This is a genomic window from Dyella sp. GSA-30 (assembly GCF_027924605.1).
In the GTDB taxonomy this organism is placed as follows: Bacteria; Pseudomonadota; Gammaproteobacteria; order Xanthomonadales; family Rhodanobacteraceae; genus GSA-30.
This window is the reverse complement of sequence record NZ_AP027042.1, coordinates 1,049,115-1,072,199: the sequence shown is the minus strand read 5'-3', so window position 1 is coordinate 1,072,199 and position 23,085 is coordinate 1,049,115. Positions and strand designations below refer to the sequence as shown.

Sequence of the window (23,085 nt, the reverse complement as noted above, 5' to 3'; positions counted from 1 at the left end):
AATGCCTCAGCCGGGTTGGCCGATTTTCAAAAGCAGCTTGCGGGTTTCCTCAGCGGGCTCAAGACCGAACTCGCCCTCGAATTCGTGTTGCGCCTGTTGCCACAACGGCAGCGCCTGCTCGAGCCGCTGGCGACCCGCCGCGGTGAGCGACATGACGTTCTGACGGGCGTCCTTCGGACTGGCGGCGATCTCGATCAAGCCGTCGCGTTGTATCGGCTTGAGCGCGCGCACCAGACTGGTGCGATCCATCACCATCGCTTCGGACAGTTCGCGCATCGGAATCCCCGGCTCCTCATCCAGCAGCAGCAGGATGGTGAATTGCGTGCTGGTCAACTCCACCGGCGCCAGATGCCGCTCGTACAGGCGCGTCAGATAACGCGCCGCCTGCCGGGAGGCGAAGCAATTACACATGTTGGCGCGGCTGGACGAGTTCATGCCACGCAATTTAATGTGTGTATGCACACATGTCAATAGCCGCGATGGCCAAAACGACGGGATCGGTAGAAAAAACAACGGCGCGGAAGGGTCCGCGCCGTTAGAACCGTTTTTTGGGGAGGATTGAGAGGTACGGTTTCTCAATACTCCGGTCCGACGGGGAGGGTGTCGGTGGAGTACGCGGAGAAGTTTCCCATCAGGCCATGACAGGCAAGTGACGCGGAGTATGACGATACGTGACTTATGCCCGAGCCAAATACTTATGCACATAAGCCGTGTGGCGGCGCTTTCCGGGCAGGACATTTCGGCTACATGAGGTTGGCGCTCTAATAGATTGATTTAAATACTTTTTTTTCATTTCATGCAGGTTTCGGCGTTTTGCACCCCAGCAAAAGGCTGTCACACGCCAATCTTCCCCACAGAGTTATCCACAGCACTATCCCCCGTTTTATGGATACAAACGGCCCCGCATGCGCCAGCGCATGGGGCGTAAGCGAAAGGCCCCGGTCTGCTAGGATTGCCGGTTCCATCGAAAGCCGATCCCTTACCGTGAAAGAACAGCTGCGCGAACTGCTGCTGCAGGCCATCCGTACCCTGCAGACCAACTCCACCCTGCCCGCCGAGCTCGAAGTACCCGCCTTCGTGATCGAGCGCACGCGCAACCGGGATCACGGCGACTTCGCGGCGAATGCAGCCATGTTGCTGGCCAAGCCGGCCGGCGCCAAGCCGCGCGAAGTGGCCCAGAAGCTGGTCGAGGCGCTCTCGCCCGAATTGATGCAGCAGTTGCGCGTCGATCGGGTCGAGATTGCCGGCCCCGGCTTTATCAATTTCTACCTCGGCGCCGGCATGGCGGCGGTGATCGCCGAGCGCATCTTCAAGGAAGGCGCCGCTTACGGCCGGAGCCAGACCGGCGCCGGCAAGACTGTCGGTGTCGAATACGTGTCGGCCAACCCGACCGGCCCGCTGCATGTCGGCCATGGCCGCGCGGCGGCGATCGGCGATTGCCTGGGCCGCGTACTCGAAGCGACCGGCTGGCAGCTCAAGCGCGAGTTCTATTACAACGACGCGGGCGTGCAGATTAACAATCTGGCGATTTCCACCCAGGCCCGTGCGCGTGGCATCGCCCCCGACCAGCCCGGCTGGCCCGAAGATGGCTATCGCGGCGACTACATCGCCGACGTGGCACGTGCCTATCTGGCCGGCGAGACGGTCGTCGCCGACGGCCACGCGGTCGTCGGCGCCAAGGACGTCGAAAACCTCGATGCGATCCGCCAGTTCGCGGTGGCCTCGCTGCGCCACGAGCAGGATCTGGACCTGAAGGCGTTCGGCGTCAGCTTCGATACCTATTTCCTCGAGTCCTCGCTGTACAGCGACGGCAAGGTGGATGAAACGGTGCGCGAGCTGATCGCCCACAACCACACCTACGAGGAAGGCGGCGCGCTGTGGCTGCGTTCGACCGATTTCGGCGACGACAAAGACCGCGTGATGCGCAAGTCCGACGGCACCTATACCTATTTCGTGCCGGACGTGGCCTACCACCTCAGCAAGTGGCAGCGTGGCTATGAGCGCGCGATCACCGAGCTGGGGTCGGACCATCACGGCAGCCTCGCACGTGTACGTGCCGGCTTGCAGGCGCTCGATTGCGGCATCCCCAAGGGCTGGCCGGAATACGTGCTGCACCAGATGGTGACGGTGATGCGCGGCGGCGAGGAAGTGAAGATTTCCAAGCGCGCCGGCAGCTACGTCACCCTGCGCGACCTGATCGAGGAAGCCGGTCGCGATGCAACCCGGTACTTCCTGATCGCGCGCAAGGCCGACTCGCAGCTGGTGTTCGATATCGACCTTGCGCGTTCGCAGACCAACGACAACCCGGTCTACTACATCCAGTACGCCCATGCGCGCGTCTGCCGCGTGCTGGAAGAACTGGCCGAGCGCGGCCTGCCCGCCGTTGATACGCAGGCGGGCATCGAACAGCTGGCTGGGCTCGACAGCGAGCACGAGCAGATCCTGCTGACCGAACTGTCGCGCTACCCGGAAATCGTCGAGGCGGCGGCAACCAATCTGGAACCGCACCTGATCGCGCAATATCTGCGCGAGCTCGCCGGCGCCCTGCACAGTTACTATCACGAGCACAAATGGATCGTGGACGACGCCCAGCTGCGCAATGCGCGCATCACGCTCGCCGTCGCCACGCGCCAGGTCATCCGTAACGGTTTGGAATTGCTGGGACTCAGTGCCCCGGAGAAGATGTAAATGGCAGCACGCAAGGGTAAAGGCCGGCAGGCCGTGCGCAACAACAGTGGCGGTATGCCGGGCTGGGGTTGGGCAATCATTGGCATCCTGATCGGCGTGGTGCTGATGTTCCTTGCGCGTGGGCACCTGCCCATGGGCGGCAAGTCGGCCGATGTCCCGCAGCCCAACCCGCAGGCCACAGCGCAGCGCGGCGGCGATGCCGGAGCCGAACCGCCGCCCGCCGCCGATGCCAGCGCACCGAAGAAGCCGCAATACGATTTCTATTCGGTGCTGTCGGAGAAAGAAGTCCGCATTCCGGACGCGGTGATCAGCGCCCAGGCCAAGGCCGAACAGCAGCAGAAACAGCAGGCCGCCCAGCAAGCCGCCGCCGCGGCTCAGCAGCAGGCTGCTGCGCAGCAGAAGCCGCCGGCCAATGCACCCGCCGCCGAAACGCAGACCATTACGGCCGCTCCCGCTGCAGCCACGCAACCGGCCGCCGCCAGCGGTGGTAACGGCTATCTGCTGCAGGTCGGTGCCTTTCCGAACGCCGCCGACGCAGAGAGCCTGAAGGCCAAACTCGCGCTGCAGGGTTTCATCGCCAATGTCGCCACGGTCAACGTCAATGGCCAGGCTTACAACCGCGTACGCCTCGGACCGTTCCGCTCCGCCACCGAGCTGGAATCGGCGCAACAGCGTTTGCGTTCGGCCGGTATCAATGCGATTGCGTTGAAAGAAGGCAAGTAGGCCTGCCCTACCGCACTTCGGAAAAGGCGCCTCAGGGCGCCTTTTTTTGTGTCAGCATCCGTGCGTTCACCCCGCTGATCGCCACCATGGACACGGAACTCCGACAGATGTCGAACGAGGGCAGACGCACCAGATGGCAAGTGATCGCTGCCGGCCTGCTGGCTCCGCTGGCCGCCCCGCTTCTAAGCGCGATCATCCTGGAGGCAGGATGGTTCCTGCCCGACCACGAACGTTGGTTGCGAGCAGGCGACCTGGCCTTGCTCTATGTATGGGAGTTCGCGCTTACCCTCGTGCCAACCTGGCTGTTTGGCTATCCGATCTTCCGCTCCGCTCGCCGCAATCAACATGCATCCGGCGTGGGGATGTGCATGGCCGGCGCCATGGTCGGCGCATGCCTGTACACGCTTTTGTCTATCCTTGTCTTCGGGCAGGACTGGCTAAGCTCCGTGCTCCTGGGTATCGGAATGGGCGGCCTGAAGGGCTTCGCCGTCGGAGCGTTGTTTTCGCGCCTGGCCGGGCTTCCGCCCATCTCGACACGCCCCGAGCCACTTCAGGACAAAGCTTGATCGCCTGATCAGCTCCTGCGCTTCAACCGGATCAATCCCGAGATATCGTCGTCGCCATAACCCTGGCTCATCAGCTGCGCGTAGTCGGCCAATGAGCGCTCGATGACGTTGCGATTGGTGCCCGCCTGCTCGGCGATACCGCGCACGATTTCCAGGTCCTTGTGCAGCAAGGCCAGCTTGAAGCCAACGGAGAACTCGTTGCGCAACATGGTGGCGCCACGCTTCTCCAGGAACCAGTTGCCGGCGGCGCCAGCACCCAGCGTGGGAATCAGGCGTTCGGGATCGAGGCCAAGTGCTTCACCCAGGGCCAGGCCTTCGCAAACCGCTTGCGCGATACCGGCGACGACGACCTGGTTCACCGCCTTGGTGGCCTGACCGGCGCCGACATCGCCCAGGTGGGTGATGCGCAAGGCATAGGCTTCGAGTACGGGACGCGCGCGTTCGAGATCGGCAGCATCGCCACCGACCATCACCGACAACTTGCCGTTCTTCGCGCCTTCGACGCCGCCGGAGACCGGTGCATCGATGAAATGCGCGCCAGCTTCGCGCAGTTTGGCCGCGGCTTTTTTTGCGGTGTCGGGCGATACGGTGGAGTGATCGATCACGATGCTGCCTGGCTTGAGGCCCGGCAGCAGTTGATCGATGGTGTTCAGGACATCGGCGTCGGCGGTCACGCATAGCGCGATGACATCGCATGCAGCCGCCAGCTCGGCCAGCGACTCGGGCGCGCTGACGCCGAGCTTTTCGGCCAGCGCCACTGCCTTGGCATGCGTACGGTTGGACACCGCGTGCAGCAGGCCTTTGTCCTTCAGATGGCCTGCCATCGGCGCACCCATGGCGCCGAGTCCGATAAAGGCTGCTTTGAGGGTCATGGGGATTCCGGGAGGTCGGGGATGGAAGGGAAGAAGTCCATTCTAAAGCGCGCGTGGGGAAACCGCGCCAGGAAAACAGACTTCTAAACACTCCTTCCTACTCGTCATCCCGGCGAAGGCCGGGACCCAGTGACTTTGTGGTCGGTTATCGCGAAAGCCGGGAATCGAAGCCACTGGATCCCGGCCTTCGCCGGGATGACGATGGAAACTTAGGTCTTAGACGGATTCGGACCGATGCGCATCATGCGTCACGAACGGATGCTCGGTATCGGGGATATCCAGCCAATGCGGATGGGCGAGCGTGCTTTGCATATCCGCCACACCGCTTTCCCAATGCTCATGCATCGTCGCCGCGCTGAACTCGTAATCCTTGTAGTGCCCTTCGTACGGCTTGTTGCGATAGATCAGGTGGATCAGATTGGTCACGGCACCGCTGGCACGTTGCTCGGCACGCTTGTAGGCCGGCTTGTTGTGCATCTCCGGCGGCACCAGCGCCATCAGGTCGTGCAGCATGCGTCGCTGCTCCTGATCCATCTTCATGTACTCGGTAATCATGCGCGTGCGGCTGGAGTACTGAATCTCTTTCGAGCGCTCGGCCACGCCGCTCATATCGCGCGGCAATTCGCCTTGTGCATTCCACAGGTCGACCTGGAACACCAGCGCGTCGTGACAAGGGCGCTCGGCCAGCACCTTGTAGAGTGGCGTATTGGAGACCATGCCGCCGTCCCAATAGAACTCGCCGTCGATTTCCACGGCGGGGAATCCAGGCGGCAGGGCACCCGATGCCATGAAATGCTCGGGCCGAAGCTTGCCGTGGGTGTTCTCGAAATACGCGAAGTTGCCGGTGCGCACATTGACCGCACCCACCGACACGCGCATCTCGCGCGGATCGTTGATGCGATCGAAATCGGCCAGGCGCTCCAGTGTGGCGCGCAGCGGTGCGGTGTCGTACCAGCTGGTCGTGGCCGGCGATTTGTGGCTTTGCAGGAATGGCGGCGGCAGACGCGGCACGAAGAAACCGAGCTGCCCCTCGATCAGCGTGCGCCACGCGGCCATCGCACTCATGCCGTTCTGCCACGGCAATGGCCAGTTAGCCGGATCGAACGGGGAGGACGATAACGACGGCACCGACGGCAATGGCGTCTGGCAGATCGAGCGCCAGAATTCGTTGAGCTTCTCAACGCGCTTTTCCGGCGGATTGCCCGCGATGATCGCCGCGTTCAACGCGCCGATGGAAATGCCGGCGATCCAGTTGGGCCGCAGCGCGGCTTCTTCCAGCGCCTGATATACGCCGGCCTGGTAAGCGCCGAGCGCGCCGCCGCCCTGGAGAACCAGGGCGACGGTGCCATAGTTGCGGGCGACCGAGTCGCCCACTGCTGCTGCGACTGAAGCGCGCAGTTGGCTACTCTTATCGTGGCTCATGGCGTTACTGCATGTACCAGCCGTGGCTGACCACGATCGACTGACCGGTCAGCGCAGCGGATGGGAAAGCGGCCAGGTACAACGCCGTCTCGGCAATGTCTTCGACCGTGGTGAAGACGCCATCGACGGTGTCCTTGAGCATCACGTTCTTGATCACCTCGTCTTCGCTGATCCCCAGTTCCTTCGCCTGCTCGGGAATCTGCTTCTCCACCAGCGGCGTGCGAACAAAGCCCGGGCAGATCACATGCGAGCGCACATTGTGGGCCGCGCCTTCTTTGGCCAGCGTGCGGGCCAGGCCCAGCAGGCCATGCTTGGCGGTGACATAGGCGGACTTGAGCTTGGATGCTTCATGCGAGTGCACCGAACCCATATAGATGACCACACCACCACGGTCATCCTTGTACATGTGCTTGAGCGCCGCCTTGGTGGTCAGAAAGCCGCCATCGAGGTGGATCGCGAGCATCTTCTTCCAATCGGCGAAGGCGAACTGGTCGATCGGGTTGATGATCTGCACGCCGGCGTTGGAAATCAGGATATCCAGGTGGCCGAATGCAGCAACCACCTTCTCGGTACCCGCATTGACCGCCGCCTCGTCGGTGACGTCCATCGCGATGCCGATCGCCTTGCCGCCGGCAGCGACGATTTCCGCAGCCGTCGCATCGGCCGCCTGCTGATTGATATCGGCAATCGCCACGGCCGCGCCATTCTTGGCATAAAGCTCGGCAATGGCCTTGCCCAGACCGCTGGCTGCGCCGGTAATCAACGCGACTTTACCTTCGAGACTCGCCATAAACACTCCTTCGTAAGCTTGGGGGGAGAAGCGGGCCGGCGGACGCGAGTCAGTCGGCTTTATCGGAAAGATACGTGTAGCCCGTCAGGCCCTGATTCAATGTGGCATATAACTTGTCGGCCGCCTCGCCCTGCACGCCGGCCGTCGCGATCCGTTCGCGATAGCTGCTGCGCATGGCTTCCAGATCGTAGCCGACATAGTCGAGCATCAGGTCGGTGGTATCGCCGCTGCGCTTATGCGCAAATACGTACGAATCGCCGTCGACGCGCACGTTCACCGCATCGGTATCGCCAAACAGGTTATGGATGTCGCCCAGGGTTTCCTGATACGCGCCGACCATGAAGATGCCCAGCTGATAGCTTTCGCCATCGCGCAGTGCATGCAACGGCAAGCTCACGTCCACGCCTTCGGCATCCACATAGTGATCGATGCGGCCGTCCGAATCGCAGGTCAGGTCGACGATCACACCACGCCGGGTCGGCTCTTCGTCCAGCCGCGCGATCGGGGCGATCGGGAAGATCTGTTCGATCGCCCAGATGTCCGGCACCGACTCGAACACCGAGAAATTCAGGAAGTACTTGTCGACCAGCTTCTCGTCGAGTTCGTCCAGCGCCTGGCGATGGGCACGCTCGGCCGGCAACAGGCGCAGGCGTACCGCATTGACGATGGCGTAGTAGAGATCGTCCAGGTGGGCACGGTCGTCCAGCGACAACTGACCGAGCGCATACAGCGACTGGCCTTCGGCAAGGTGATGCTGCGCTTCGTGAAACAGCTCCAGCGTCGGCCGTTGATCGAGCTCGCCGTAAGTTTCGCGCAGGCGACGCAAGACGGCCGGCTCGTCGGCGTGCGGCGGCTCGATCTTGCCGGCGGAGACTTCTTCCACCTCGGTCACGTTGGCGATCAACACCGCGTGATGCGCGGTCATCGCGCGGCCGGCCTCGGTGATGATGTGCGGCGCGTCCAGACCTTCTTCGGCACACACTTCGGCCAGCGCCTGCACGATGGTCGCGGCGTATTGCTCCAGCGAATAGTTGATCGAGTTGCTGCTGCGCGAACGTGAGCCTTCGTAATCGACGCCCAGGCCACCGCCGACGTCGACAATCTCCAGCGGAATGCCCTTGCGACGCAGCTCCACAAAATAACGGCTCGCCTCGCGCATGCCCGCGGCGATGTCGCGCACGTTGGACATCTGCGAACCCATATGAAAATGCTGCAGCTTCAGCGTATGGGTGAGACCGGCACGGTCGAGCCGCTCGATCAAAGTCAGCACCTGGCTGGGCGACAGACCGAACTTGCCCTTGTCGCCGCCGGTGTTCTGCCACTTGCCGGCGCCGAGCGTGGCCAGGCGCACGCGCACGCCGAGCAGGGGCTCGACCGCCAGCGCCTTGGCCTCGCTGAGCACGTGTTCGAGCTCGGAAAGCTTTTCGATCACGATATGCACGCGCAGGCCGAGCTTGCGGCCGATCAGCGCGAGACGAATGTATTCGCGGTCCTTGTAACCATTGCAGATCACGATGCTGCCCGGCCGGGCCATCGCCAGTACAGCCATCAGCTCGGGCTTGGAACCGGCTTCCAGGCCGAAGCCTTCGGTACCAGCGGCCACCAGCTCGCCGGCGACGCCGCGCTGCTGGTTGACCTTGATCGGATAGACGGCCGTATAGCCGCCCGAATAACTCCATTCGTCGATTGCCTTGGCAAAAGCGTTCTTGAGCCGGGCCAGGCGGTCGGCCAGGATGTCCGGGAAGCGGACCATCAACGGCAGCCGCAGGCCCTCGGCACGCGCGCGCTCGACGATGGCCGGCAGCGACAGGGACGGGCCGTTGGCGCCGCGCGGGCGCATGACAATGTGGCCGGCATCGTTGACGTCGACGTAGCCGTCGCCCCAATGGGCGATCGCATAGGTGTGACGGGATGCGGCGGAATTCCAGGGGTTCGCCATAAGACTGAGATCTCCTTGTACCAACGGACGATGACGTCGCAGCGGCGAGCCTTGACGGAACAACGAGCCCTCGACCGGAAGCCTCGCACGCCGCGGGGCCGATGGGCTTGTCCGGCCGACGAGCGGGGTTCGCGGGGCGGCCGAACCGCTATTGTAATAGGCCAAGCGTGACAATGTGGCTGCGGCGCTCTTCACGGCGGCGCGTGCGGGCCACCTTTCCCGCTACAATAGTCGTTCTTTACCGTTCCTTTACCGTACGCCAGGACTCCTTGTCATGTCGCAGCTCAGCTGGTTCACCGAAGCCCATCAGGCTTCCGGCTCTTCCATCGGTTATCGCGTGGAGAAGCTGCTTCATGCGGAGAAGACCGCGTTTCAAACCATCGAGATCTATCAGACCACCGACTGGGGCAACCTGATGGTGATCGACGGCTGCGTCATGCTGACCAGCCGCGATAACTTTCTCTATCACGAGATGATGACCCACCCGGCGCTGTTCACGCATGCCCGCGCCAAGCGCGTGGTGGTGATCGGCGGCGGCGATTGCGGCACGCTGCGCGAGGTGCTGAAGCACGAGGAAGTCGAGCACGCCGTGCAGGTGGAGATCGACGAGCGCGTGACGCGTCTGGCCGAGCAGTATTTCCCGGAACTGTGCGAAGCCAACAACGACCCGCGCGCCGAGCTGCTGTTTATCGACGGCATCAAGTACATGGCCGAGGCCGAACCCGATTCGCTCGACCTGATCATCGTCGACTCGACCGACCCGGTGGGCCCGGCCGAAGGCCTGTTCAACGCGGCTTTTTACAGTAGCTGCCACAAGGCCCTGCGCCACGGCGGCATCCTGGTGCAGCAGAGCGAATCGCCGATCGCCCACATCGAACTGATCAAGTCGATGCGCGCGGCGATGCGCACCGCCGGCTTCAATGCGGTCAAGACGCTGCCGTTCCCGCAGCCGTGCTACCCCACCGGCTGGTGGAGCTGCACGATGGCACGCAAGGGCGGCGATCTTTCCGGCTTCCGCGAGCGCGGCGCCGCCAGCAAGAACTTCCCGACCCGTTATTACAACGCGGATATTCACCGCGGCGCACTGGCGCAGCCGGAGTTCATGCGCGAGCAGTTGGGCGATTGAGCCAGAGCGTAAAGTCGCTCGCTTTACTCACCGTCAATGGCAAACAGGAAGAGCCAGCCCTCACCCGGCTGGCTTTTTCCGTTTACCGTTGTCCATTGACAGACCGCGTAGCGGCCGGACTTCTTTAGAAAAGCGTCGGCCTCACCTTCGGCATCAACACCAATGCCAACGTCGCCAGTGGGCCGAAGAAAATCGACAACAGAAACCAGATTAACCCGCTGCGGTTCTTGCCTTGTGCCAGACCGGCGTTGAGCAATGCCAGGGTCCCCCAACCGACGAACCAGGGCGCTCGCCCGTCGGCGAACATGGAAAGCTGATCCACTTTTTGTCTCCTGCAGCTGCGGCGGGCCCGGGAGCCTCGCGAAAGGGCCATGCTAACAAGCCTGATCGCCGACGTTCGCTGTCGATCGACCCTTGAATCAGGCGAGCTTAAGGATGACCGGGGTTGAGGGAGATCCCGTTCAGAACATCCTCAATTCTGGCCGGCTATGCTGGCGCCTTTGTGACAGCCCGATTTCATGGAGAACCCTATGCGTGGACTGCGCCCTCTGGCCCTGACCCTGGCCTGTGCGCTGCTGGCTTTGCCCGCTCTGGCGGCAAAATCGCCGGACAAAACGGACAAAAAGCAGGCTACGGCCCATGCCCAGGCCATGATCGCTTTTCAGCGCGACCTGGTCAGCGTAGTGGCTCCCCGGGCCGATGCCGCACCCTTGCTGGGTGCCGCGTTGCTGGCGCGCCCCCTGCCCAGCCAGCCCAAGTACAACGATTTCCACACCCTGATCGACCGCGCGGCAGCCGCCGACGGCGCCAGCGCGGCGGTGAGCTGGGTCCGGCTGAGCGATTGCGACGCCAAGGGTGATGCCTGCCCGAACGCCGATGCGGTCGCCAAGCTGCGTGAACAGGCCGCGGACAATGCGGCCGTCTGGATGCTGCAGCTTGGCATCGACCAGCACGACGGCAAGGACAAGGAAGCGCGGGCCGACCTGGCCAAGGCAGCCGCCGCCAAGCTTTACGACGATTACACCGGCGCCAGCCTCAAGGCCATCGCCGACGTGGTCAGCGTCCTGCCGCCCCCGGCCGATACGGTCGATTCGGCGATGTCGGCCGGCCCCAACGGGGTCCAGATGCTGATCGTCTATAGCGTCATCAGCACCCAGCCGCAGCCGGGCCTGCAGGCCACGGCCAAGCTGTGCGAAGGCGCCGCCAACGATGACGCCCTCAAGCAGGACTGTCTCAAGCTGGGCCGCACCCTCGAGTGGGGCTCCAGCCCGCTGGCCCGCTCGCTCGGACTGCATATCCGCGAAGTGCTGAGTGGCGACGACGCCCAGCAGGCCGATGCCAAGCGCCAGCGCCGCAACCTGATCTGGCAGGTACAGAACTTCTCCCAGCTCTCGACCCGGGCACCGACCGACAAGGCCATGTCGCAGCATTTGCTGGCGCTGGCCCGCAACGGCGGCACCGAAATGAGCATCGTGCTGGCGGCGCTGCGCGACTATTCGATTCCGTTGGAGGCGCCGAAAGAAGATGCGGCGGCTCCGGCGCCGGCCGGCTCTACGCACTAGAGCGGGTTTGCCGTGCAGCGATCCGGTGCTACGTCACCACTGACGCCACTGGGTCCCGGCCTGCGCCGGGATGACGAGTAGGAAACGTCCGGTAAGCCCAAACCCGCTCCTAAATCGTCATCCCGGCGCAAGCCGGGAGCGCTTTACAACAGCGAAGCTGGTCATCCAGTGACGTGAGTAATGATTTGTAACGCAGCCCGCACATAGCCGCATACCGAAAACGCCGTCCGCCGCACACTCGCCGGGCAAACTTGCCCGTTCCCCATTCGGTCAAGCCTGTGTACCCTTCCCCCTAACCTTCCAGAAGGCGGAGCGGCGCATGCTTAACGTGCTGGTGGCAAGCAGCAAGGGTGGTTGCGGCAAGAGCACGCTGGTCACCCAGCTGGCCTCGCACTGGGCTCAGGACGGCAAGCACACGGCTATCGTCGATGTGGATCGCCAACAGTCCAGCTTCCGTTGGGCCGCACGCAGGCCGGAGAACGTACCCGGCGTATTAGGCGTCGAAGGCAGCCGCAAAGCGGTCGAAAAGCTCCCCGAAGATACCCAGCGCGTACTGATCGACACGCCCGCCGGCTCGCACGAGCGCGAACTGGAGCCGTATATCGAGCACGCCAGCGTGCTGCTGGTGCCGGTCTTGCCCTCGCCGTTCGATCTGGACGCCACGCTCGACTTCCTCGCGCACCTGAAGGAAATCAGCCGTATCAAGCGCGGCAAGCTGCCGGTCGGGTTGATCGCCAACCGGCTCAAGCCGTGGACCCGTGCCAGCCAGGACGCGGTCGAGCAGCTCAAGGAACAATCGCCCTTTCCGGTCGTTGCGCAGTTGCGCGACAGCCAGGCCTACGTGTTGCTCACCGCACTAGGCAAAGGCATCTTCGACTACAACTCCGAGCAGGTACGCGGCCACCAGGAAGACTGGAAGCCGATCCTGCGCTGGATCAAACGCCAACAATAAAAATCATCCGGCAGCGGTTGCCGGTCACGGAGTTAGCTTATGCACGAACTGATCCTGTTGCGTCACGCCGAAGCCCAGCCGGCCAAAACCGGCGGCGAAGATCAAGGGCGACGATTGAGCGGCCGTGGCGAACAGGAAGCCAAGGCAGCCGGTGCCTGGCTGTTGTCGCATGGCGTCAAACCCGACCGCGTGCTGTGCTCGCCTTCCGAACGCACCCGCGCCACCGCCACGCTGGCCCTGGCGGCCATGAGCAACGCACCCGAGTCGCAAATTGCCGACGAAATCTACGACGCCACGCCGGGCGAGTTGCTCGCGCTGCTCGACCAGCACGACGATGCGGGAACTGTCATGCTGGTCGGCCACAATCCCGGTATCGAACGCTTGGTAGCCCTGCTTGTGGAAGGACGTTCCGACGAATTTCGCGGTATGCCGCCGGCCGGCCTGGCCGTATTGCATCTGCATGGATCGCTCGAGCCGGGCAGTGCCCGACTGGACGCCTTCTGGTCGCCGTAACACGTCAAGGCACTCTCCTTCGTAGCCTGATGCTGGCGGGTGTGCTCTGCACTGGTGCGGCATCCAGGGTGCAGGCCGCGGATTTCCGTATCGACAGCCAACGTTCGCACGCGGAATTCGGCGTGCGATTACTCTGGGTGCGCCAGGTCTCGGGCCGCTTCGACCAGATCGGCGGAGAAGTCACCCTCAATACCCAACGCGACGTCGCCACCGTGGATGCGCGCATCGACGTCAACAGCGTGCAGATGGGTTCGGACCGTTTTCGCCGCTGGGTACTGGCACCGGAGTTTTTCGATGCCGAGCATTACCCGACCATTCGCTTCGTCTCCGCACCCGTCGCGGTCAGCAAGCTTGAAGAAGGCGGCGACCTCAATGGCTGGCTGACCTTGCGCGGGATTACCCAGCCAGCGGTGTTTCAGATGTTGCCCGCGCACTGCAAGCTCGACTCCGAACACAGCTGCGCCATCGAACTGCGCGGCAGCATCCAGCGCAGCGACTTCAACATGAGCGGCCATCGCACCGCCGTATCGGACCGGGTCGACCTTGGGTTACTGATCGAACTCGATCGGGAAAGCTCATAGCCCCCGCGCGGGTTTCATGAGCAAAGCCTCTATCATGACGCCCATGCGACAGCGTCACCTTTTTTTCTTCGCCCTGCTTGCCGCCATCAGCCTGCTATCGGGCTGTAGTTTGTCGCGTGCGCGCGTGATCAAGGCCAACGCGATCGTCACCGCCGATGTCGACCGCACCGTTTCCTGCGATCGTCCCGATCATTGCGCCGCGCCGTCGTCGCTGCTGGATGCCGCTCAGGCCGCGATGGCCGAGTCCACCGACGCCCAGCCCATGAACGTGGTCGCCCTGCTCGGCGATAGCGAACCGGCGATGGTGGCGCGCCTCAACCTGATTCGCGGCGCCAGGCAATCGATCGATATACAGACCTATATCTGGGACCAGGACGATGCGGGCCAGCTGGTGCTGGATGAACTGGTCAAGGCCGCTCGGCGCGGGGTCAAGGTCCGCATCCTGGCCGACCAGCTGTCCTCGTTCAACGACCTGGACCTGCTCAGCCGCCTCGCCCGTGTGCACAGCGATTTCGAAGTACGCATGTACAACCCGACCTTCCACAAGGCGCAGACGCCGCCGTGGGAATTTGCCGCCAGCATCGTGTGCTGCTTTCTCAAGTTCAACCAGCGCATGCACAACAAGCTGATCCTGATCGACGGCAGCATCGGCATCACCGGTGGACGCAATTATCAGGACCGCTATTTCAACTGGGACAACGACTTCAACTACCTCGACCGCGACGTGCTGGTTGGCGGTGCCGCCGCCAAGGCTATGGCGCAGAGTTTCGACATGTTCTGGCAACACAAGCGTTCCAAGCCGCTGACCCAACTGCGCGACGTCAACCGGCGCATTCTCGACACCCCCGGCCCCGTCACCTGGCCCACGCCGCACTACGAGCATCCCTCGCGAGTGGCACGCGTGCTGGACGAGGCTGGCGACAACGACTGGATCGAAGACAATATTCTCGCCGACAGCCTGCGCACCGGACAGGTGGAGTACTTCAGTGACCTGCCGGCCAAGACCCAGCAACCGCAAAAGCGCGATGCGCGAGAATTTACCGCGCGCGTCATGCGCCTGGTCAGCGGCGCGCAACACGAGGTGGTGCTGCAGACGCCGTATCTGGTCATGAGTAAGCGTGCGCAGAATATCTTCAAGCGCCTGCACGAAAGCGCGTCACCGCCACGCATCGTGGTATCGACCAATTCGCTCGCGTCGACCGATGCCTTTGCCGTTTATGCGTTGTCGTACAAGCACCGCAAGCCCTATCTGAAGAGCTACGGTTTCGAAATCTACGAAATGAAGCCGCACGCCGAGAGCGCCGTCGAAGCCAACGCCGATGCCAGCAGCGACGATGGTGCGTTACCGCCAGAACAACAAACCGGCAGCGGCAAAAGCGGGAGCCGTCGACGCTCTGCGCTGATCCGCAACACCGAAAGCCGCGCCCTGCTCGGCAGTGCACGCAGCAACCGTCCCGCGCCGATCTCCAGCGAAGGCCGCCGCTTCGGCCTGCATGCCAAGTCCATCGTGGTCGACGACAATTTCGCCATGGTCGGCTCGCACAACTTCGACCCACGCTCGGACCACTACAACACCGAAGCCGGCGTGATCGTCTATGACCGCCGTTTCGCCGACCAGCTGCGCAGCGACATCATGAGCAATACGCGGCCGGAAAATGCATGGGTGATCGCGCCGCGCAAACCGACCATTCCCGTATTGGGCGAGATCAACGAGTTCATGAGCGATATCTCCGAGAGCCTGCCGCTGTTCGATCTGTGGCCCTATCGCTACGCCACCAGCTACGACCTCAAGGCGGGATGTACGCCGATGCGCCCCAGCGACCCGGGGTTCTTCGCCTGCTATGAACCGGTGGGCGACTTTCCCGATGTCGCGCTATCGGGAAAGTTGATCTATACGCGGGTGATTACGGCATTCGGTGCGGGCGTGCAGGGCGTGCTCTGAGTCGTTACCGCTCGAGAATCGCCGTCACGCCCATCCCGCCGGCGGTACAAATCGAAATCAGCCCCCGCCCCGAGCCCTTCTGCTCCAACATCTTGGCCAGGGTGGCGACGATGCGTGCGCCGGTAGCGGCGAACGGATGGCCGACGGCCAGGCTGGAGCCATACACGTTGAGCTTGGCCGGATCGATCGAACCGAGCGGCGCGTCCAGGCCCAGACGGTTCTTGCAGTAATCGGCCGATTCCCAGGCGCGCAGCGTGCACAGCATCTGCGCGGCGAAGGCCTCGTGGATTTCGTAGAAGTCGAAGTCCTGCAGGCTCAGTCCGTGGCGCTTGAGCATGCGCGGCACGGCGATGGTCGGCGCCATCAGCAGGCCCTCGCCATGCACGAAATCGACCGCCGCGACCTCGGCATCGCGCAGGTAGGCCTGAATCTTCAGGCCGCGCGACGACGCCCAGGCTTCGGAGCCGAGCAGAACGGCCGCGGCACCATCGGACAAGCCGGTGGAATTGCCGGCCGTGAGCGTGCCCTGGCCCGAACTCTTGTCGAACGCGGGGCGCAGCGTGGCCAATTTTTCCATGGTCGAATCGGGACGCAGAAAGCCGTCGCGCTTCAGGCCGCGAAACGGGACCACCAGGTCCTCGAAGAAGCCGGCGTCATAGGCCGCCGCCAGCTTGTGATGGCTGTCGAGCGCCAGCTGGTCCTGCGCCTGGCGGCTGATGTGCCATTCGCGCGCCATCAGCTCGCAATGGTCACCCATCGACTTGCCGGTACGCGGCTCGGCCACGCCCGGGAAGGACGGCTTCAACTCCTTGAACGAAAACCCGCGCGTGGCGGCGCGCAGCTTGTCCTGGAAGGACTTGGCACGGTTGAGCGCCAACAGGCGCTTGCGCAGGCGTTCGCTGAAAACGATCGGTACGTCGCTGGTGGTGTCCGAGCCACCGGCAATGCCGGCCTCGATCTGCCCGGCGGCGATCTTGTTGGCGATGATGATGGCGTTGTCCAACGAGGTGCCGCAGGCGCGCGCGGTGGTGATACCGGGCGTGGTCGGGGCCAGTCCCGAGGAAAGCAGCGCCTCGCGGGCCAGGTTCCACTCGGAGGAGTGCTTGATCACCGCCCCCATCGCGACCTCACCCAACTCGACGCCATGCAGGCCGAAACGTTCGACCAGGGCACCCAACACCTTGACCGACATGCCGAAATTTCCGACATCGGCATAGGCCGTGTTATTGCGGCAGAACGGAATGCGTACACCACCGATCACACCGACGCGCTTTTGCGTGTTTTCCATGTACGGAGCGGTCCGACGAAGCGTTGCTGATCGTTAAGGCTAACCCGCTAAGGCGCGCGGCGGAAGCCCAAAACGCACAGATGTTAGAATTCTGGTTCTTTACCGTTCGGAAACCTCCTTGGAAGCGCAAACGCTGGTTGCCCTGCCCATCGTGCTGGCGGTCGAGATATCGACCGGCGAAACACCCGCGCGCCTCAGCCTGAGCCGCGACGAGGCTGCCGAACTGGCTGCGCATGTGGCCGAGGATCTCCACAAGCTGGTGCCTCAAGTGGCCCAGGCGCGACTTGCCCTGGCCGGTGCCTTGTTCGATGCGGCGGAGCTGCTGCGCCCGGGCTTTCCGGTATGGGCCACGCTGGACGAGCTGGCACGGCGCGTGCCGCGCGGCCATCTGGAAAACGTGGTGGCCTTCGGTAGCCACGAAGGCCGCATGCCGGCGCAGCCGCTGGAACCGGACCTCACCTACGCCGATGGCCCGATGCGCTTCCTGCCGCTGAGCCTGCTGGTGCCCGAGGCCCTGGCCGAGTCGCTGAGCGAGCAGCTCGAAGTGGAACTGGTCGGTCGCGGCGAGGCGGGCCAGCGCACCAGCGACGCCTTGATCCGCCAGCTCGGCATCCCGCTGGAACATGTGCGCTATTTCAGCCGTAACGATGTCCTGGCGCTGACCTGCGTGCAGTACGAGCACGTGAATCTGGCGCCGCTGTGGATCCTGCTCGAAGCCGCGCTGCTCACGCCGTATCGCGAAGAATCGACGATGAGCGCCCGCGGCCTGCCGCTGCGCTACGCCGAGGGCAAAGTCCACGCGCAGTCACCCGATGCGTGGTTGCGGAGCCAGACTTCGGAGTCCGCACAGCGCGCCCATGATCTGGCCGGCATCGTGTTCGAGCTGCGCCAGTACGCCGCCCTGCTCGATGCGCATGGCGTGCCGCTGCGGCTTGAAGGCAACAACGTCGAAGCGATCGAAGGCGGTTTGATCGAGCATCTGGCCGAGGTCGACCCGGGTTTCGACCCGCCCGCCCTGTTTGTGCACGAAGCCCCGGGCCTGGGCGTGGTGGCACTGACCGTTGCCCAACGCGGTGAGGGTGGTGCGGCGCGCGCGCTGGCACATGGTTACCCGCTGGCTTCGCAGTCGCTGGGTGCGTTGGCGACCTTGTTGGCGGAGCGCTACGGAACCGCTGCCGACCTGCATGCGTTGGGGCGCGTGGTGCTGGATGCACAAGGACGGCTTGGTGCGCCGGCGACGCCGCTGCACTGATGTGGCGTGCGGTCGCGACTGAAGTCGCTCCTACAAACTTGGGAAAGCATCGCTAGCTTGTAGGAGCGACTTCAGTCGCGACCCACGGTTACGATTGCAACGGAAATTCCGTTTCGTACATGAAGTAATGGCAGCGCTTCATACCCAGCCCGTCATACGTCGCCTGCGCCCGCTCGTTCTCGGTCTCCACATACAACCGCAAACCAACCGCATGCGCCGCTTTCGCGCGCCTGGCGACGTCCTCATAAAGCGCACGAAACACCCCTAGCCGGCGCGCGGACTCGACCACATACACACTCTGAATCCACCAGAAATCCCCGCAGCGCCAGTCGCTCCATTCATAGGTCACCATAAGGCAACCCACCGGCCGGCCTTCATGCTCGGCAACCAGATAAAACCCGCGGCGCGGTTCGTCGAAGATCGCCAGCACACCGCGTTCCAAGGTCTCCGGATCCAGCCGCTTCGCTTCGGTTTCCCAGGCCATCGCCGCATTCCACGCAGCGATATGGGCCTGATCGGCGCGCGTGGCGGCGCGGACGATGATCTTGCTCATGACATAGGTTCCTTACGAACGACGCGTACGCGACGCGCCGAGTTTGCGAGTGAGTGTGTTGCGACCGACGCCGAGCGCGGCGGCCGCATGCTGGCGATGCCCGTCATGCGCGGCCAGGGCCGCTTCCAGCAAGGTCTTGTCCAGGGCTTCGCGCGCACGGCCATGGATATCGTGTTCGCCTGCGGCCAGTGCCTGTTCGACCCAATCGCGCAGACCATCGGTCCAGTCGTTGCGGATGGGCGCCGTCGAATCGGCAAGATCGGCCGGCAGTATCTCCGAGCCCGGCGCGATGACCGCGAGGCGACGGCAGAGATTTTCCAGCTCGCGCACATTGCCCGGAAAATCACGCTGCTCGATCGCTTTCAGTGCCGCGCGCGAAAAACGCTTGGGCGGCAGGCCCAGCTGCTTGGCCGCCACCTGGATAAAGTGGCGCGCCAGCAACGGGATATCGCTGCGACGCGAACGCAAGGTCGGCAGCGTGATGCGCACCACATCAAGACGATGCTTCAGGTCCGCGCGAAACTGGCCTGCCGATACGCGCGCATCCAGGTCCTGATGCGTGGCCGCAACAATGCGCACATTGCAGCGGATCAGCTCGCGCCCGCCGACACGATAGAACTCACCGCCGGCCAGCACCCGCAGCAAGCGAGTCTGCAAAGCCAGGGGCATATCGCCGATTTCATCGAGAAACAGCGTGCCGCCCTCGGCCTGTTCGAACCGGCCGGCATGACGTCGCGCCGCGCCGGTAAATGCACCGGCTTCGTGCCCGAACAGCTCGCTCTCCAGCAACTCGCTGGGAATCGCCGCGGTGTTGAGCGCGACGAAAGGGCGATCGCGCCGCGCACTCTCTTCGTGCAATGCACGCGCCACCAGTTCCTTGCCGGTACCGGTTTCGCCGGTGATCAACACATTCAAGTCACTGGCGGCAATGCGGCCGATCAGGCGAAACACTTCGCGCATCGCCGCGCTTTCGCCAAGCAGCGCATGCGCTGGCACCGGCTCTTGCGCCACCACCGGCAACAGCGGCGTCTGCGCCAGTGCACGTTGTACGGCAACCACCGCCTGATCCAGATCGAACGGCTTGGCCAGATAGTCCACCGCACCGGCGCGATAGGCGGCCGCCGTCGTCGCCACATCGGTAAACGCGCTCATCACGATGACCGGCCCGATGCCTTGCGTCTGCAACGAGGCCAGTAAGCCCAGGCCGTCTTCGCCCGGCATACGGACATCGGTAATCAACAACGCAGGGCGCGACTCGCCGAGCGCTGCGCGTACCGAAGCCACATCGCTGAATTCGCGCACGCTGTGCCCGGCATCGCGCAGTGCTTCGGCGAGCACAAAGCGCACGCCGCGGTCGTCGTCGGCGATCCAGATATCGTTGCTCATCATGTCCATCCTGATACGCGGTCAGTCATGCGTACGCTCCAGCGGTAGATAAAGACTGAACACGGTTTCGCCCGGGCGGCTGACAACGCGCAGTTCGCCGCCATGATCGCGGGCAATTTCGCGCGACAGTGCCAACCCCAATCCACTGCCGTCGCTACGGCCGGAGACCAGTGGCTCAAACAAGGTGTCGCGCAGCGCCAGTGGAATCCCTGGGCCATCGTCGATCACATCGACGCGCAGCGCAGTGCGCAAGGTACGTTCGCTCAGGCGAATGCCGTGTTCGACGCGCGTGCGCAGACCGAGCGTGGTTGCACCGGCTTCGATCGCGTTGCGCGCCAGGTTCAACAACAGCTGCTGGATGCGATCGGCATCGCCGACCACGTCGGGCAGGCTGGGATCGTAATCGTGGCGCAAACGGATCGGCGTCGGCTCGGCTTGCAGCAGATCGCTCAGCCGTTCCAGCCGTTCGTGGATATTGACCGGCGCGAGATGCGGCGCACCATCGTGATTCAACAGACGGTTGGCAAGCACCGTCAACCGATCTGCTTCGGCAATTACCAGCCCCGCCAACGATTGCAGGTCCTCGTCGTGAACACGCCGATGCAGTAGCTGTGCGGCACCGCGCAAACCGGCGAGCGGATTCTTCACCTCATGCGCAAAGCCGCGCAGGGTCGCTGACAAAGGCGATGCCGTTGCCGCTACCGGCGCCAGCGCATGCACTTCGACCGATACACGTTCGGGACCGAGCGGCTGCAGGCTCAGATCGGCCAGCGCTTCGCTGCCACGCGCGGAAACCAGCGCCACCCCGCGCAACTGCATCCCGCCCTGTTCGGCCAGCACCCGCTCGGCGTGATCCAGCCAGGACGGTTCGCGCAACAACAAGCCAAGCGGCTGGCCGACGGCACTGCGCGGACCGATATCGAGCAGCTCCGCCAGCGCCGGATTGATCCACTCCACCCGCAGCTGCGCGTCGACCAGGGCCAGGCCCGTGGTCATCTGTTCTGCCCAGTTGCGCCAGGTTGCGAGATCCATGCCCCAATAATGGGCAATGCGCCGGAGTGGTGCAATGGCTTTGCTCGATCTGTCGATACTGCATTCCCTGCAACTCTTACGATCAGATATAACAAAAATAAAATGTGACACGCTTCACTTTTTTGCATATTTGTACTTGTATACAGCTACAATCCTCTCAAGCAACAAAACAAGCGGCATAGGGATCGATGTACCGCAAGCGACGGCACCTGCAAAGGCCGGACCGTACTTGGCGCGCCTGCGGCTCGTCGGAAGAAGACAGGGGAAACAGCACATGCGTTATGGAATCAAACGGTCGCCGTGGGCGATCCGTGTCGCGTGCGCGTCGGCTCATGGAGATAACACGCCATGATCGACGTCGAATTCAGGATTACTGCCGAGCGTCGCGAAGGCCTGTTGCTCGAACTCGGGCGCATCGTCATGAATTGCGGCTACACGCTGTTGCGTCCGCGTACGGCACACACCGATGAAGGCGTGTTGCTGACGCTGGCGGTGCGTGGGCCGGAGCGAAATCTTTCTACGTTGAGCGAACGCCTGAGTGCGCATCCGCTGGCGCAAAGCTTCGAATCGTCGATGCTCGGTGGCAAGGCGATTGCGCCACCGGTGGCTCCCGTGCAAAAGCCCAGGCAAGCGGCGCGAGCCGACGATGCATATATCCGTGAAGTCGAGGCCTTGCTGCCCGAGCTCGCGCGCCATTTCCCGAAAGTGCTGCCGCTGGTGGTGGGTTTCGAACGCGAGATCTCACCCGAGTATCTCGATGAGGCCTCCCGCTACGCGGGTACGCGACTGGGCGCATGGATGTTCAAGCGGGACTACGCGCTGGGCGCGCGCATGAATCTTGCCGATTCGGTCAAGCAGATCGCTTTGCCGGCGATGCGCAGCTTACGCTCGTGCGAGCTCGTCGATGGCACGCTTGTGGTCAAGGACAGTCCGTTCTGCGGTACTGGCCTGCATCACGGCACCAGCTGCCACTTTCTGCGAGGTTGTCTCGAAGGCTTGCTCAACGAGCCAGGCCATCTGGGCAAGGTCGACGTCGAAGAAACCGCCTGCCGCAACCTCGGCGCGGCGCGATGCACGTTTACGTTTACGCCGGTCGACTGACCGTACGCGATATCACCAGGTCTTCAGGGGGACCTATGAACGAACACATGATTCACTGCGAACTCGATCCGCTGCTTGCCGCGTTGTCTTACGTCGTCTCAGTGCTCGGCTCGTTCACCGCACTGCAGTTGGCCATTGCCATTCCCGCAGCGCCTACAGGAAGTGCGCGCAACAAAGCCGTTCTTGCCGCCGGCGCGGCGATGGGTGGCGGGGCGATCTGGGCGATGCATTTCATCGCCATGCTCGCCTGCAAGATGCCGATGGCGGTGTCTTATGACGTCGGCCTTACCGCGCTTTCGGCCGTCATCGCCATCGGTTCGTGCATGGCCGGGCTGGCGATCGTCGGCAATGGCGTTTTTACCTCGTTGAAACTTGTCGGTGGCGGTTTGTTGATGGGTGTCGGCGTGGCGGGCATGCATTACACCGGCATGGCGGCTATGCAGATGCCTGCAACGATTCACTACGACATGAACATCGTTGCGATCTCGGTCGGCATCGCGGTGATCGCCTCGATTGCTGCCCTGTGGCTGGCATTCAAGATGCGTGGGACGCTGCCCATGCTGGCCAGCGCGTTGATCATGGGCGTGGCGGTCAGCGGTATGCATTACACCGGTATGGAGGCTGCGCAGATTCAACACGATGGCAGCCAGGTCTTGGCTACGGGGATCGAGGGCGGGGATTTTGGTCTCGCGATCTTTCTGATCGTGGCGTTGTTGCTGGGCGTGGTGCTGATGATTACCTTGAAGCGGCAACAGCAGCGGGCGCAGATCGAGATCTGATGTTTTGAGGGTGGAGCA

General features: G+C 63.3%; 22 protein-coding genes. 12 read left to right on the top strand and 10 right to left on the bottom strand.

Going from position 1 to position 23,085, the window contains the following annotated elements; genetic code table 11:
• Positions 1–6 precede the first annotated feature (6 nt).
• Positions 7–435, bottom strand: a complete 429-nt coding sequence (locus QMG46_RS04775; RefSeq protein WP_281851346.1) for a MarR family winged helix-turn-helix transcriptional regulator — start codon at positions 433–435, stop codon at positions 7–9.
• Positions 436–984: 549 nt separating this feature from the next.
• Here QMG46_RS04775 and argS point away from each other — a divergent pair.
• From argS to QMG46_RS04760, 3 genes are all read left to right on the top strand, one after another.
• Positions 985–2,688, top strand: a complete 1,704-nt coding sequence (gene argS, locus QMG46_RS04770) for an arginine--tRNA ligase (RefSeq protein WP_281851345.1) — start codon at positions 985–987, stop codon at positions 2,686–2,688.
• Complete coding sequence (locus QMG46_RS04765) at positions 2,689–3,411, top strand: SPOR domain-containing protein (RefSeq protein ID WP_281851344.1); 723 nt, start codon at positions 2,689–2,691, stop codon at positions 3,409–3,411.
• A 107-nt stretch (positions 3,412–3,518) separates the two neighbouring features.
• A complete protein-coding gene (locus tag QMG46_RS04760; RefSeq protein ID WP_281851342.1) occupies positions 3,519–3,977 on the top strand; it encodes a hypothetical protein in 459 nt (152 codons plus the stop codon).
• Positions 3,978–3,985: 8 nt separating this feature from the next.
• Here QMG46_RS04760 and QMG46_RS04755 read toward each other — a convergent pair whose 3' ends face one another.
• From QMG46_RS04755 to speA, 4 genes are all read right to left on the bottom strand, one after another.
• Positions 3,986–4,849, bottom strand: a complete 864-nt coding sequence (locus QMG46_RS04755) for an NAD(P)-dependent oxidoreductase (protein WP_281851341.1) — start codon at positions 4,847–4,849, stop codon at positions 3,986–3,988.
• Positions 4,850–5,065: 216 nt separating this feature from the next.
• Complete coding sequence (locus tag QMG46_RS04750) at positions 5,066–6,271, bottom strand: DUF3734 domain-containing protein (protein ID WP_281851340.1); 1,206 nt, start codon at positions 6,269–6,271, stop codon at positions 5,066–5,068.
• 4 nt (positions 6,272–6,275) lie between these two features.
• Positions 6,276–7,061 carry a 3-hydroxybutyrate dehydrogenase gene (locus QMG46_RS04745; RefSeq protein ID WP_281851338.1) on the bottom strand — a complete coding sequence of 262 codons (786 nt, stop codon included), beginning with the start codon at positions 7,059–7,061 and terminating at the stop codon, positions 6,276–6,278.
• Positions 7,062–7,110: 49 nt separating this feature from the next.
• Positions 7,111–9,000, bottom strand: a complete 1,890-nt coding sequence (gene speA, locus QMG46_RS04740) for a biosynthetic arginine decarboxylase (protein WP_281851337.1) — start codon at positions 8,998–9,000, stop codon at positions 7,111–7,113.
• Between the two features lie 274 nt (positions 9,001–9,274).
• Here speA and speE point away from each other — a divergent pair, with 274 nt between their 5' ends.
• Entirely contained in the window at positions 9,275–10,126 is an 852-nt protein-coding gene (gene speE, locus QMG46_RS04735; protein WP_281851335.1) for a polyamine aminopropyltransferase, read from the top strand.
• 124 nt (positions 10,127–10,250) lie between these two features.
• Here the strand turns inward: speE and QMG46_RS04730 are convergent, their stop codons facing one another.
• A complete protein-coding gene (locus QMG46_RS04730; RefSeq protein ID WP_281851334.1) occupies positions 10,251–10,448 on the bottom strand; it encodes an antitermination protein NusB in 198 nt (65 codons plus the stop codon).
• A gap of 208 nt (positions 10,449–10,656) precedes the next feature.
• Here QMG46_RS04730 and QMG46_RS04725 point away from each other — a divergent pair, with 208 nt between their 5' ends.
• From QMG46_RS04725 to QMG46_RS04705, 5 genes are all read left to right on the top strand, one after another.
• Entirely contained in the window at positions 10,657–11,688 is a 1,032-nt protein-coding gene (locus QMG46_RS04725) for a hypothetical protein (RefSeq protein ID WP_281851333.1), read from the top strand.
• A 319-nt stretch (positions 11,689–12,007) separates the two neighbouring features.
• Positions 12,008–12,640: a nucleotide-binding protein gene (locus QMG46_RS04720; protein ID WP_281851332.1), complete on the top strand. Its 633-nt coding sequence runs from the start codon at positions 12,008–12,010 to the stop codon at positions 12,638–12,640.
• 39 nt (positions 12,641–12,679) lie between these two features.
• Entirely contained in the window at positions 12,680–13,153 is a 474-nt protein-coding gene (locus tag QMG46_RS04715; RefSeq protein WP_281851331.1) for a SixA phosphatase family protein, read from the top strand.
• 122 nt (positions 13,154–13,275) lie between these two features.
• Positions 13,276–13,734: a YceI family protein gene (locus QMG46_RS04710; protein WP_281851330.1), complete on the top strand. Its 459-nt coding sequence runs from the start codon at positions 13,276–13,278 to the stop codon at positions 13,732–13,734.
• Between the two features lie 16 nt (positions 13,735–13,750).
• On the top strand, positions 13,751–15,676 hold the full coding sequence (locus QMG46_RS04705) for a phospholipase D-like domain-containing protein (protein WP_281851329.1): 1,926 nt from the start codon (positions 13,751–13,753) through the stop codon (positions 15,674–15,676).
• Between the two features lie 4 nt (positions 15,677–15,680).
• Here the strand turns inward: QMG46_RS04705 and QMG46_RS04700 are convergent, their stop codons facing one another.
• A complete protein-coding gene (locus QMG46_RS04700) occupies positions 15,681–16,964 on the bottom strand; it encodes an acetyl-CoA C-acetyltransferase (RefSeq protein ID WP_281851328.1) in 1,284 nt (427 codons plus the stop codon).
• Positions 16,965–17,082: 118 nt separating this feature from the next.
• On the opposite strand from QMG46_RS04700, the gene QMG46_RS04695 reads away from it, so the two are divergent.
• Positions 17,083–18,216: a hypothetical protein gene (locus QMG46_RS04695; RefSeq protein ID WP_281851327.1), complete on the top strand. Its 1,134-nt coding sequence runs from the start codon at positions 17,083–17,085 to the stop codon at positions 18,214–18,216.
• An 88-nt stretch (positions 18,217–18,304) separates the two neighbouring features.
• On the opposite strand, the gene QMG46_RS04690 is transcribed toward QMG46_RS04695, so the two are convergent.
• The 3 genes from QMG46_RS04690 to QMG46_RS04680 are packed head-to-tail and all read right to left on the bottom strand — an operon-like array spanning position 18,305 to position 21,187.
• Positions 18,305–18,769: a GNAT family N-acetyltransferase gene (locus QMG46_RS04690; RefSeq protein ID WP_281851326.1), complete on the bottom strand. Its 465-nt coding sequence runs from the start codon at positions 18,767–18,769 to the stop codon at positions 18,305–18,307.
• A 12-nt stretch (positions 18,770–18,781) separates the two neighbouring features.
• Positions 18,782–20,155, bottom strand: coding sequence for a nitrogen regulation protein NR(I) (ntrC, locus tag QMG46_RS04685; RefSeq protein WP_281851325.1), 1,374 nt, complete (start codon positions 20,153–20,155; stop codon positions 18,782–18,784).
• Between the two features lie 21 nt (positions 20,156–20,176).
• A complete protein-coding gene (locus tag QMG46_RS04680; RefSeq protein WP_281851324.1) occupies positions 20,177–21,187 on the bottom strand; it encodes a two-component system sensor histidine kinase NtrB in 1,011 nt (336 codons plus the stop codon).
• 348 nt (positions 21,188–21,535) lie between these two features.
• On the opposite strand from QMG46_RS04680, the gene QMG46_RS04675 reads away from it, so the two are divergent.
• Both QMG46_RS04675 and QMG46_RS04670 read left to right on the top strand, forming a co-directional pair.
• A complete protein-coding gene (locus QMG46_RS04675) occupies positions 21,536–22,288 on the top strand; it encodes a 4-vinyl reductase (RefSeq protein WP_281851322.1) in 753 nt (250 codons plus the stop codon).
• A 35-nt stretch (positions 22,289–22,323) separates the two neighbouring features.
• A complete protein-coding gene (locus QMG46_RS04670) occupies positions 22,324–23,067 on the top strand; it encodes an MHYT domain-containing protein (RefSeq protein WP_281851321.1) in 744 nt (247 codons plus the stop codon).
• Positions 23,068–23,085: the final 18 nt, after the last annotated feature.